This window comes from Streptomyces nanshensis (assembly GCF_001751255.1).
Classification (GTDB): Bacteria; Actinomycetota; Actinomycetes; order Streptomycetales; family Streptomycetaceae; genus Streptomyces; species Streptomyces nanshensis_A.
In genome coordinates, this window is the sequence record NZ_LJGW01000432.1 from 35,546 (window position 1) to 48,137 (window position 12,592).

Here is a 12,592-nt window from a genome sequence, read left to right on the forward strand (position 1 = left end):
AGGACGATGGGACGTGCGCTGCGCAACCTGTTCGTCGCCGGATGTGTGCTGCTCTGGCTGATCCCGCTCTATCTGCTGATCGTCAACGCCCTTACCCCGGCGGGCGGTTACACCGGTACGCCGGACTGGGCGCCGCGGGGGTTCGCGGTCCTCGACAACCTGCGCATCGCGTGGAGCGAGGCGGGCGTCGGGGAGAGCTTCCTCGTCTCGCTGCTGTATGCGGTGGTGTGCGGGGCGGTGGCCGTCCTGGTGGCCGCGATGGCCGCGTTCGCCGTCGTGGTGCTGCCGGTCCCCAGGCCCGCGTTCTGGTTCTGGCTCATCTACTCCGGGACGCTCTTCCCGCTGCAGATGTTCCTCGCGCCGCTGTTCGGACTGTACGCGGACGCGAATCTCTACGACACGCGGCTCGGTCTGATGCTGGTGTACGTGGCGTGGGCGGCGCCCTTCGCGTTCTTCCTCGTCCGCAACCAGATGACGACCATGCCGCCGGAGATCACCGAGGCGGCGATGCTGGACGGCGCGTCCTTCCGCCGGATCTTCTGGCGCATCCACGTGCCGCTGATGAGCTCCGGTCTGGGAGCGGCGTTCATCTTCCAGTTCACCGCCGTCTGGAACGACCTGCTGCTGGGCATCACGCTCAGCCGCAGCCCCGAGGTGCAGCCGGTGATGGCGGCGCTGATGACGCTCAACTCCGCCTACGCCTCCTCCGGTCCGCCCGTGATCCTCGCCGGGGCGCTGATCGTCTCGGTGCCCACCCTGCTCGTCTTCCTCCTCTTCCGCGGTCTCTTCCTCCGCGGAGTCACTGCCATCGCCCGATGAAAGCGATCGCCCGATGAAAGCGAGTGCCGCATGACGACCCGTGCCCTTGTACGGACGAACGACTGGGACCACCGGCGGATCCACGACAGCCTGCGCGCGTCCGTGGTCTCGGCCGAAGGGCGGCTGGGCGGCGGCCTGTTGAGGCTGGTCGAGGAGCCGCTGCTGCGCCGCGCCTCCGGCGGCGGACTGCTGCAGTCGCTGCGCGTGGAGCCGGCCGAGGGCGCCGCCGTACCGGACGCGCTGGAGGTACGCACGGACTCCGGTGCGGCCCTGCCCGTCGAACGGCAGCCGGGCCCGGGGGATTCGGTGCGGCTGCTGGTGCCCGCCGTCGACTCCGCGCAGCACGTCGCCGTCTCGGTGCCGGGCCGGGAGGACGAGAGCGTCGCGGTGACGCTGACGCCGCAGCGGCGGTGGACGGTCCATCTCGTCCACCACTCGCATCTCGACATCGGCTACACCGATCCGCAGGGCCGGGTGCTGGCCGAGCATCTGTCCTATCTGGACTCGTGTCTGGAGCTGACGCGGGCGACCGACGACTGGCCCGCCGACTCGCAGTTCCGCTGGTGCGTGGAGTCGCTGTGGTCCTTCCAGCAGTGGGCCGCGGCCCGGCCGGCGGAACAGGTGGCGGAGTTCGTACGACGGGTACGGCAGGGACGCATCGAGCTGACCGCGATGCCCTTCAATCTGCACACCGAGACCTGCTCCACCGACGAACTCCACGAACTGCTGCGCTCCGCCCGGCAGGTGAGCGACGAGCACGGCCTCACGCTCACCTCCGCGATGCAGACCGACGTACCGGGCTCCGTCGTGGGACTCGTGGACGCGCTCGCCTCGGCGGGCGTGAAGTACCTGTCGGTGGCGCACAATTGGGCGGGACGCTCCGTGCCGCACCTGGTCGGCGGGGACAAGCTGCCGCGGCTGTTCCGCTGGGCGGCCCCCAGCGGCAACAGCCTGCTGGTGTGGGTGACGGACACCCCGCACGGCCTGGCCTACATGGAAGGCCCGCTGCTCGGCTTCGACACCGACTACGGCCGCGTCGACGATCTGCTGCCCGCCTATCTGACGGCGCTGGCGACCCGCCCCTATCCGTACGCGGGCAGCGTCTTCGGCTGGAGCATGGACCAGGAGCGGACCGAACGCGAGCCCTACCCGTGGGACGTGCTGCACCTGCGCGTACAGGGCAAGTTCGGGGACAACGCCCCGCCGCGCCGGATCATCGCCGACACCGTGCGCCGCTGGAACGAGACATGGGCCTATCCGCAGTTGCGTCTCTCGCGCAACGAGGACTTCTTCACCGACGCCGAGGCGCGCCTCGGCGAGAAGATCCGTACCTTCGAGGGCGACTGGACGGACTGGTGGGTCGACGGCGTCGGCTCCGGTGCGCATCCCCTCTCGATGGCGCGCACCGCCCAGTCCGCCGTCGCCGACGCCCAGACCCTCGGCACCTTCGCCGGAATCCTCGGCGCCGACGGCGCAGCCGAGGAGACCGCCGGAGCGGCCGGCGTCTACGAGGCGGTCTCCCTCTTCGACGAGCACACCTGGGGCGCGGCCGACCCCTGGACGCACGGCCACGAGCACGCCCACTCCGGCGAGCAGCAGTGGCACTGGAAGTACGGGCAGGCGGTGCGCGCCCACGACGACTCCCGGTCCCTGCTGGACCGCGCCGCCGCGCGCCTCGGACAGCGGCTGGCCGCCGCGGACGGAGCGGACGCCTCGTACCACGTGGTCAACACCTGCTCGTGGCCGCGTACGGAGATCGCGGAGATCTGGCTGCCGGAGAGCAGCGTCGAGCTCCGCAGGCCCGTGGAGGTGCACGACGCCCGTACGGGCGAGACTCTCGACCACGAGGAACGCGCCCAGGTCAATCCCGAACACCGCGACGCGGGGCGCTTCGTGCGGGTACGCGTGGCCGACGTGCCGGCGGCCGGGTCGGTGCGCCTGGACGTCGTCGCGGGATCCGCGCCGCCCGAGGGGCCGCGTACCGAGCCCCCGTGGAATCCGACCGGCGGCCCGGAGAAGCACGACCCGGGCGAGAGCGCGGCACGGGCACTGGCACACGCGGCCCCCGTGCTGCTGGAGAACGAACACCTCGCGGTACGGGTCGACTTGGCCCGCGCGTGCGTCTCCTCCGTCGTCGACAAGGCGAGCGGGCGGGAGTTGGTGCGCGCGGACGCGGTCGTCGGATTCAACGGCTACCTCCACGACGGCTACACCACCGCGGGCGGCTTCAACCACAACTCCAGCCGCACCACGGCCTCGGACCGGCTGGAGCACCTGGGGACTCGCGTGGTCGCGCCGCCGGCCGCGCTGATCGCCCGTACGTCCACCGCGACCGCGGAGTCGCTCGTCTACGAGACGCGGCCCGGCGGCGCGCGCCGGGTGCGCACCACCCTGACCCTGCCGCGCGGCATCGCACGCCTCGACATCGACAACCGCGTCGACAAGGACGCCACGCTGGGCAAGGAGAGCGCCTACTTCGCGTTCCCCTTCGCCTTCGACGACCCCGAGGTACGGATGGAGGCGTCCGGCGGCGTCACCGGCAGCGGCCTTCCCGTCGTGCCCGGCTCGGCGCTCCACATGCGGGCCGTACGGCGCTGGATCACGCTCGCCGAGGACGACTGCACCGTGGCGTGGGTCACGCAGGACGCGCCGCTGGTGCAGTTCGGCAACATCGCGCTGCCGTACGCGCCGTTCCCGCGCACCCTGGAACACGACGAGCCCGCCACGGTCTTCTCGTGGATCCACAACAACCTCTGGGACACCAACTTCCCCAGCGCGCAGGGCTTCGACTTCGGCTTCCGCTACAGCCTCGCCTGCGCGTCCGGTCCTGCGGCGACCGGCCTCGGGCCGCGCACCGCCGCGGCCGGGAGCCGTCCGCTGCACGCCGTACGGGCACGGGCCGGCGCCACCGGCACGGACGAGGCCGACCCCCCGTCGCCGCCGCGGGATTCGCTCGCCTTCGTCGAACTCGGCGACCCGCGGGTGCGTCTCGTCGGCGCGACGACCCCCGGCCCCGGCGACGCCGTACTGCTGCGGTTGCAGTCCTTCGCGGAGGAAGGCGTGACGTGTCCGGTACGGGTGGACTTCCCCGTGACGGCCGCCCATGGCGCCGACTACCTCGGCCGCGCCGCCGGCGCGCTGCCCCTCGCCGACGGCCGTACCACCGTGGACATTCCACCGCTGGGCACGGCGGCGGTGCTTCTCGAACGTCCGTGAGACCGGCCGTGGGCGCCGCCCCCGTCCCATCCCCACGGCCCCGTCCCGCTCCGTCCCGTCCCGAAGGAGAACGCGTGTACCGGCTCGACCCGCGCTACGCCCCCGCACCGCAGACCCGCCTCGTCACCGGCTGGCAGGCCGTGTCCGCGGAGCTGCCCCCGGGGCCCGCGGTCGTCGCGGTGGACGGGCCCCCGGCGGCGGACTGGGAGACCGTGAAGAACCGGCTGACGGAGCAACTCGCCGCCCGGGGCACCGCGTTGCGGGTGCTCGACGTACGCGGCCACTACGCGGCGGCGGAGGTCGTGGAGGAGCGCACCGTACGGGACGTGGACGCCGCCGACCCCTACTACTGCAAGCTCGCGGAGAATCCGCTGCGGGACCTGTTCGCCGCCGTCCCCGACCCGGCACCGCCGGAGCAGGGCGTGCTGCTGATCTGCGGTCCCGGCGCCGCCGTGCTCGCGCACGACGTGCTGTGGTACGCCGACGTGCCCAAGCGCCACGCGGAGGCCGCCGTCGCGGCGGGCACCGGCCGCAACCTCGGACTGCCCGACGGGCCGGGGGAGTTGCGGCGGCTGTTCTACGTCGACTGGCCCATGCTCGACCGGCACCGGGACGCCCTCGCGCCGCGCATCGACGCCTGGCTCGACGTACAGGACCCCGAACTCCCCGTGCTCCTCGACGGGGACGGGCTGCGTGCGACCCTGGCGGCGCTGGCCCGCCGCCCCGTGCGCACCAGGCCGTACTTCAACTCCACGCCCTGGGGCGGACATTGGGCGCAGCGCACACTGGGCTTCGACCCCGGCGCCCCGAACACCGCCCTGGGCTATGAACTGATCGCCCCGGAGTCCGGCGTACTCATCGGCCACGGTCCACGGGCACAGGCCGAGATCCCCTTCCAACTGCTATGCGTACTGCATCCGCTGGAGATGCTGGGCGGCGACGTGCACGCCCGCTACGGCACGTCGTTCCCCCTCCGCTTCGACTATCTGGACACCGTCGGCGGCGGCAACCTCTCGCTGCACTGCCACCCCCAAGAGCGGTACATGCGCGAGCACTTCGGCTGGCACTACACCCAGCACGAGACGTACTACATGACCGTCGGCGGCCCCGGCACCCGCGTCTTCCTCGGCCTGCGGCAGGACGCCGACGTCGCACTGTTCCGCAAGCAGATCGAGAAGGCCGTCTCCGAGGGCACACCGATGCGTCCGGAGGACCACGTGCTGACCTTCCCCGCCGAACAGGGCCGGCTGTTCATGATCCCGGCCGGCACGCCGCACGCCAGCGGCGCCGGGAACCTCGTACTGGAGATCAGCGCCACCCCCTACCTCTACAGCCTCCGCTTCTACGACTGGCTCCGCCCCGGCTCCGACGGCAGCCCACGCCCCCTTCCCTACGAACACGGACTGGCCAACCTCGACACCCGGCGCCGCGGCGAGGACGTCACCCGCGACCTGGTGCCACGGCCGCGCACCCTGCGTACCGGCGACGGCTGGCACGAGGAACTCCTGGGCGCGCTGGGCGAGATGTTCTACGAGGTGCGCCGCGTGGTCCTCGACGGCACCGCGCCCGCCGAGGACGACACCGACGGCCGCTTCCACGTGCTGAACGTCGTCGAGGGCGACGGCGTGACCGTGGAGACCACCGCCGGCGACCGGCACCCGCTCGCCTACGCGGAGACGCTGACCGTCCCCGCCGCGGTCGGCCGCTACCGGCTGCACCCGGCGCAGGGCGGACCGGCCAAGGTCGTCAAGGCGCTCGTACGGCCGCAGGACGCACCGTGAGAGGCGCACCGTGAGAGCGGTACTGGAGATCGGCGGCACCCATGTGACGGCTGCGCTGGCCGATCCGGGCAGCGCCGAGATCGCCGCCCGCGTCACCCGGCGGCTGGAGGCGCACGGCAGCGCGGAGGACATCCTCGGCACCGTCGTCTCCTGCGCCGCGAGACTTCCCGCGCCGCCCGGCGCCGTGTGGGGAGTCGCCGTACCCGGGCCGTTCGACTACGCCCGCGGCATCGGACTGTTCGAGGGCGTCGGCAAGTTCGACAGCCTGCGCGGTGTCGACGTCCGCGCGGCGCTGGTGAAGGGACTCCCCGGCCGCCCCGTCGGCATGGTCTTCCTCAACGACGCGCACGCCTTCCTGCTCGGGGAGTGGCACGCGGGGGCGGCACGGGGCCACGGGCGCTGTGCCGGCATCACCCTCGGCACGGGCGTGGGCTCCGCGTTCCTCGCGGACGGCTCCCCGCAGACCGGCGGACCGGGCCTGCCGCCCCAAGGCCGCGCCGATCTCCTGAAGTTGGACGGAAGGCCGCTGGAGGAGACCGTCTCCCGCCGCGCCATCCGCGAACGGTACGGCGGCGGACGGCTCGACGTGGCCGCGATCGCCTTCCGCGCACGTACCGGCGACGACCGGGCACGCACCGTCCTCGACGAGGCGTTCACCGCTCTGGGACGCGTGCTGGCACCGTACGTGGCCGCCTTCGGCGCCTCGGTGCTCGTCGTCGGCGGTTCGATGACGGGCTCATGGGACCTGATCGGCCCGGCACTCCGCGCCGGTCTGGGGGATACTCCGGTCATCGTGAGAACCAGCCGCCTCGCCGGCGACGCCGCCCTCCTCGGCGCGGCCTTCGCGGCGGCGGCGACGTGAGAGGGGCAGAGTCGGCATGCCGGACCGGCGAGCGGCGAACGGCGGGAAACCGACGCTACGGGACGTCGCCGAGCGGGCGGGTGTCAGCTCCATGACGGCCTCGCGCGTGCTGCGCGGCGACCCGCGCACGACGTCCGCGACCCGGGAACGCGTACGGGCGGCCGCCGACGAACTGGGCTACATGCCCAACCACTTGGCCCGCAGCCTCCGCCTCGGCAAGGGCACGGGACTCGTCGGCCTCCTCGTCACCAACCTCGCCAACCCCTTCTACTCGCAGCTCGCGCTCGGCGTCGACTCGCAGCTCGCACCGCACGGGCTGAAGACCGTCATCGCCAACACCAAGCAGGATCTCGCCGGCGAGCGCGACCTCGTCGCCGACCTCGTCGCGCGGCGCGTCGACGGCATCGTCGCCGTTCCGGCCTCCACCGACCAGCGTCACCTGGCCGCCGCCGCGGCGGGCGGAGTGCCCGTCGTCCTCGCAAGCCGTCCCCCCGAGGGGTTCGAGGCCGACTGCGTCCTCGTGGACGACTTCGGCGGAGCACGCCGCGCCACCCAGGACCTCCTCGCTCAGGGACACCGCACGATCGGCTTCGTCGGCTCACCGACGACGGTCTACACCGGCACCCAGCGTCTCAGGGGATTCACCGACGCCCTCGACGCCGCAGGACTGCCCGTCGACGAACGCTACGTACGGCAGGGGCAGAAGACCACCGGCGAGGCGACCGTCGCCGCGCGCGAACTCCTCGCGCTGCCCGATCCCCCCACCGCTCTGTTCTGCTCCAACAACCGCAACACCATCGGCGCCTACCACGCCATCCGCGCCGCGGGCCGCTCCACCGCCCTCACCGGATTCGACGACTTCGAACTCGCCGACGCCCTGGGGCTCCCGCTCACCGTCGTCGCCTACGACACCGACCAACTCGGCCGCCAGTCCGCCGAGTTGCTCATCTCCCGCATACGGCCCGCCGACCAGCCGTCATCCGGTGAGCCCCGCCCGCCCCGCACGATCACCGTGCCCACCTCGCTCATCACCTACAACCCGGGGGGCAAACACGGCATTTGACCGCGGCGCCGAGCAGCCCTGCTGCTGTGCAGCGTCCGCGGTCGAGCGGCCTCCCGTCGATCTCGTCCACCGCGGTCCTGGACCGTTCGTCACAGCCTCGACGGGCCGGAGCCGAGAGCGCTGCGCGCACGCCGGCGGATCAGCTTGTCGGTCTCGACGATGACCAGGACCGAGGCGCCGAGCAGCCAGCAGGTCACCCACTCTGCCGGGGGGAGTGCCACGAGCCCCAGCAGGTCGTCGGTGAGCGCCCACTGGGTCGCACCGAGATACAGCAAGAGCGCTCCGAGCGCGCTGCCGAGGAGCAGTCTGTTGCCGAACGGGTCCAGCCGGAACAGCGACCGGTTCTCCGCCCTGGCGCTCAGCACCAGCCAGAAGTTCAGCATCACGAAGAGGGTGAGCGCCAGCGTGCGGGCGTGCTCCTCGGAGTACCCCCGGTCCAGCGTCCAGCGGAAGGCGACCAGGATGGCCGTGGCCATCCATGCCCCGGCGATCATGGTCCGGACCCACAGGGTCCGCGACAGCATTCCCTCCTCCCTCGGCCGCGGGGACCGCTCCAGTTCGTCGCCCTCGGGAGGCTCGAAGCTGAGTGCGATGTCCTGCAGCCCGTTGGTGATCACGTTGATGAACAGAAGCTGGATGGGCAGGAACAGCAGCGGCTGCTCGGCGATCAGGTTGACCGACACCGCGAGGAGCGACGACAGCCCGGTGGCGAGCAGGAAGAACGTGGCCTTCCGGATGGCGTTGAAGGTGACTCGTCCCTGCTTGACCGCATCGACGATGCTGACGAAGTTGTCGTCGGTGAGCACGATGTCGGCGGCTTCGCGCGCCACCGCGGTGCCGGAACGCCCCATGGCGACGCCGATGGATGCCGCCCGCAGTGCCGGTGCGTCGTTGACGCCGTCTCCGGTGACGGCGACGACCTCGTCCAGGTCCTGCAAGACCCGCACGATGCGCAGTTTGTCCTGAGCGGTGACGCGGGCCGCGACCCCGCTCTCGCGGAGGCGTGTGGCGAGGACCGGGTCGTCCATGTCCTCCATGTCCAGCCCCGTCACCGGCTGAGCTCCGGTCCCCAGCCCCAGGCGCCGCGCGATGGATGCCGCCGTCACCGGATGATCGCCGGTGACCATGACGACGGTGATCCCTGCGCGCTGGCAGGCGGCGATCGCCTCGGCCGCACCGTGCCTCGGTGGGTCCTCCATCGCCTCCAGCCCGAGGAAGGTCAGGCCCGAGGGAGGCTGGAGCGGCCGCGGCACGGGCTCGTCGGGGTCGAGGATCCGCCGTGCCGTGCCCAGCACTCGCATGCCGTCGGTGGCGAGGGCGTGGTTGGCGGCGGACACCTGCTCGCGATCGAAGGGCACGTCCCCGCGGTCGGTCGCCATGGTCGGGCACATGCCGGCGAGTACGTCGGGTGAGCCCTTGACGTAGAGAACACGCACGTCGCCCTCGACTCGGACGGTCTGCGAGTAGCGGATCTCCGGTTCGTAGGGCGTGTGCGCCAGCCAGCGGGCGTCCCGTTCCTCCGGCGTGACGGCCTCGGCATGCACGGCGGCGCGAAGCATCGCCACATCCACCGCGTCCCCCGTGTAGTCGAGGGGCGGTTCTCCCGCCGTGCCGGACTCCGCGGGCGCGCGCACCGCCTCGTTGGTGAGGGCCCCCGCGCGCAGCGTCGCCCGTAAGGCGACAGGCAGCCGTCCCCGATGCGGTGACCCCGCCTCTTCGTGGAGGTCCGATGCGTGGAGGTCCGGTGCGTGGAGGTCCGGTGCGTGGAGGTCCGACGTGCCGTCCGCCGCCGTCCACACCTTCTCGACGGTGAGTTCGTTACGGGTCAGCGTGCCGGTCTTGTCCGACCCGATGACGGTCGTCGACCCCAGGGTCTCCACGGCGGTGAGCGAGCGGACGATCGCGTTGTGCCGTGCCATACGGGCCATTCCGAGGCTCATCGCGACGGTGAGCACGATCGGGAGCGACTCGGGGATGGAGGCCACCGCGAGAGCGATGACGGTACGGAACATCTCCGACACCCCACGGCCGAGCGCCAGGCCGGCGAGGAAGACCATCCCGGAGGAGACGACCACCACCACACCGATGCGCCGTTGGAGGCTGTGGGCCAGCACCTGGAGCGGTGTCTTCCCGGTCGGCCCCTGCACCAGCTCGTTGATGATCCCCAACTCGGTGCCGCTGCCGGTGCCGACGACGACGCCGCGTCCCCGCCCGGCGGTGACCAGCGTGCCGCTGAAGGCGACGTTGGTGCGCTCCGTCGCGGCGGTGTGCACCGGGAGCCGGTGCACCTGCTTGGTCACCGGAAGCACCTCTCCGGTGAGCATCGACTCGTCCACCTGCAAGGCGTTGACCTCCAGCATCCGGAGGTCGGCGGTGACCCGTTCTCCGGACTGCAGGAGCACGACGTCCCCCGGCACCAGCTCGGCGGCGGCGAGCTCGCGCTCCGCGCCGTCGCGCACCACCCGGCACGTCGGGGCCGACAGCCGTTGCAGCGCCCGGACCGCGGTCTCCGCCTTGCGCTCCTGCCAGAAGCCGATGGCGGCGTTGAGGAGGAGGACGACGAGGATCGCCGCGGCGTCCGCCCAGTGCTGCTGGAGCGCGGTCACCACGAAGGTGACGACCAGGATTCCGATCAACGGGCTGACGAACTGCCGGGCCAGCACCTTCAACGCGGGCGTGGCCTCGGCGGCCGGGAGTTCGTTGCGGCCGTAGCGCTCCAGCCGGGGCGCGGCCCCTTCCGTGGTCAGCCCCTGGGCAGTGGTGTCGAGCCAGCCGAGCACGTCCTGACGGGACAGCACATGCCAGCGTCCGCTGGCAGTCGGATCGTCCTTCTTCCGGGAGATGTCGGCGGTCATCGAGCGCTCCGGTCGCAGATCCTCTCCAACCCGGCTGATCCGGCGGGCGACCACAACCGCGTCCCGAGCCTGGCAAGAGCCTTCCGGATCGACGCTGGCATCGTCCCATGACGACGTTCCCACCGCGCTGCGCCGATCCCCCAGTCGATGGAGCCTGCCCTGCTCGGCTTGCCCCGTGGTGCTCCAGCACCACGGGGGGCACAGGTTCCGCGTCCTCCACGAAAGCGGTGGTTCGTTGCCGGTGCACGTCACCCTCGACGATCTCCCGAGCCGGCAGCTCCGGCGTCATGAGGTGGTCGAAGGCGATGCAGGTGAACCGCGTCGGCACACCCGGCGCGGACAGCGTCCGGACGGCGAGCGCGTTCCGCTCACCCCGTTTCCTCGTTGAAGTGCGTCAGGACGGAGTCCACACCGGACTCCACACCGGACTCACACCGAACAGGCAGCGGCGCAGCCCCCGTTCAGCCAGGCAGCGCCGCATCGCGGCCCAACTTGCCCTGCCAGTGGGCGAGTTGGTTCTGGCTGGGGCATACTCGCGACTCGAACCCGAGACCCCCCACCGAGAGGTTCGCCCGTGTCTTCACGTATGTCTGATCGTCGTGCCCTGTACGCCGACTCCGGCGAGTCCTCTCGGAGGGTCCGGCGGCGGACGTTCCTCGGGGCGCTCGGTGTGGTGGCGGCCGTGGGCGGGAGTACGGCGGCGGCCTCCGCCGTGCTGCCGGGTGGCCGGACGGAGGGGGATAAGGGCGGTGAGGCCGCCGGCCGGAAGGCCGAGCGCGCTCAACGGCCCCTGTTCATCGGCACGTTCGGCGGCGGCATCGTGACCGGTTCGTACGACACCTCCAGCGGCGCGATCAGTACGTCCGGTGAGGTGGAGGACGTCACGAGTCCGACCTTCCTGGCGCTGTCGAAGGACGGCACGGTGCTGTACGCCCTGGATGAGGCGAGCGAAGAGGGCACGGTGCGGGCCTACGCGGTCGGTGACGGCGGGAAGTTGAGCCCGCTGGGTGAGCCGCAGTCGACGGGCGGGAACGGGGTGACGCACCTGTCCGTGCATGCGAGCGGGGAGTGGCTGCTCAGCGCCAACTACGGCTCCGGCAGCGTCGCCGTCCACCCGATCAAGGCCGACGGCGCCCTCGGCGCCCGTACGGATCTGGTGCAGCACGAGGGCAAGGGCCCGGATCCCGAGCGGCAGGAGGGCCCGCACGCGCATCAGATCGTGAGCGATCCGAAGGGCGGCTTCGTGATCGCGGTGGATCTGGGGACGGATTCGCTGTTCTCGTACCGACTCGACGCGGAGAAGGGGACGTTGAAGCGCGTCGCGGAGGCCAAGGCGGAGCCGGGCGCGGGTCCGCGGCACCTGGCGTTCCATCCGGACGGCGGATTCGCGTACGTGGCCAACGAGTTGGACAGCACGATCACTGTCTACGCCTACGACGCGGAGAACGGGACGTTCACGCGCGGGGACAGCATCTCCACGCTGCCGGAGGGTGAGGAGCCGGGGGTGCGGAACTTCCCGGCGGAGGTGGCCGTCGCGGCCGGCGGACGGACCGTCTACGTCTCCAACCGCGGTGCCAACAGCGTCGCTTGGATGTCGGTGGGCGGTGGCGGCGAGTCGCTGAAGGTGGCCGGCGCCGTTCCGTGCGGGGGCGACTGGCCGCGGCACATCAGCATCCCGTCGGGCGGGGACGTGCTGTGGGCGGGGAACGAGAAGAGCGGCACGATCGGGATCTTCGCCGTCGACGAGGAGAGCGGGGCGCTGAAGAAGGCGGGCGAGCCGGCGACGGTGACGAAGCCGGTGTGCGTGCTGCCGGGTTGAGGCCGCGAGCCGTCGCTGAAGCTGAGCGCGGGTAGTCGGCTCCGGGCCGGATTGCGACGCGATCTCCGGGATTTCCCCGATTCGGTCTCCGTGGATCGGTTCTATCGTGGCCGCAGAGGGAGGTCTCCGGCCTCCCGCCCGAAGGAGGCTTCCCAATGCTGAAGTCAAGCCGCCGCT

At 71.8% G+C, this 12,592-nt stretch carries 7 protein-coding genes; 6 read left to right on the forward strand and 1 reads right to left on the reverse strand.

Going from position 1 to position 12,592, the window contains the following annotated elements; genetic code table 11:
- The first annotated feature begins 6 nt into the window (after positions 1 to 6).
- The 5 genes from AN218_RS27405 to AN218_RS27425 all read left to right on the forward strand — a co-directional run bounded on the left by AN218_RS27405 (position 7) and on the right by AN218_RS27425 (position 7,741).
- Positions 7 to 819: a carbohydrate ABC transporter permease gene (locus AN218_RS27405; protein WP_070019800.1), complete on the forward strand. Its 813-nt coding sequence runs from the start codon at positions 7 to 9 to the stop codon at positions 817 to 819.
- Positions 820 to 849: 30 nt separating this feature from the next.
- Entirely contained in the window at positions 850 to 4,035 is a 3,186-nt protein-coding gene (locus AN218_RS27410) for a glycoside hydrolase family 38 N-terminal domain-containing protein (protein WP_070019801.1), read from the forward strand.
- A 74-nt stretch (positions 4,036 to 4,109) separates the two neighbouring features.
- Positions 4,110 to 5,816, forward strand: a complete 1,707-nt coding sequence (locus tag AN218_RS27415) for a class I mannose-6-phosphate isomerase (RefSeq protein WP_070019802.1) — start codon at positions 4,110 to 4,112, stop codon at positions 5,814 to 5,816.
- A 10-nt stretch (positions 5,817 to 5,826) separates the two neighbouring features.
- Positions 5,827 to 6,678, forward strand: coding sequence for an ROK family protein (locus AN218_RS27420; RefSeq protein ID WP_070019803.1), 852 nt, complete (start codon positions 5,827 to 5,829; stop codon positions 6,676 to 6,678).
- Between the two features lie 16 nt (positions 6,679 to 6,694).
- Complete coding sequence (locus AN218_RS27425; RefSeq protein ID WP_070019804.1) at positions 6,695 to 7,741, forward strand: LacI family DNA-binding transcriptional regulator; 1,047 nt, start codon at positions 6,695 to 6,697, stop codon at positions 7,739 to 7,741.
- An 89-nt stretch (positions 7,742 to 7,830) separates the two neighbouring features.
- On the opposite strand, the gene AN218_RS27430 is transcribed toward AN218_RS27425, so the two are convergent.
- Positions 7,831 to 10,596, reverse strand: a complete 2,766-nt coding sequence (locus tag AN218_RS27430; protein WP_070019805.1) for a cation-translocating P-type ATPase — start codon at positions 10,594 to 10,596, stop codon at positions 7,831 to 7,833.
- A 586-nt stretch (positions 10,597 to 11,182) separates the two neighbouring features.
- Here AN218_RS27430 and AN218_RS27435 point away from each other — a divergent pair.
- Positions 11,183 to 12,415: a lactonase family protein gene (locus AN218_RS27435; protein WP_079132648.1), complete on the forward strand. Its 1,233-nt coding sequence runs from the start codon at positions 11,183 to 11,185 to the stop codon at positions 12,413 to 12,415.
- Positions 12,416 to 12,592 lie beyond the last annotated feature (177 nt).

Coding starts and splice junctions, on each gene's coding strand:
- AN218_RS27430 (WP_070019805.1), bottom strand. CDS start 10,596: ATGACCGCCGACATCTCCCGGAAGAAGGACGATCCGACTGCCAGCGGA.
- AN218_RS27410 (WP_070019801.1), top strand. CDS start 850: ATGACGACCCGTGCCCTTGTACGGACGAACGACTGGGACCACCGGCGG.
- AN218_RS27405 (WP_070019800.1), top strand. CDS start 7: ATGGGACGTGCGCTGCGCAACCTGTTCGTCGCCGGATGTGTGCTGCTC.
- AN218_RS27425 (WP_070019804.1), top strand. CDS start 6,695: ATGCCGGACCGGCGAGCGGCGAACGGCGGGAAACCGACGCTACGGGAC.
- AN218_RS27435 (WP_079132648.1), top strand. CDS start 11,183: ATGTCTGATCGTCGTGCCCTGTACGCCGACTCCGGCGAGTCCTCTCGG.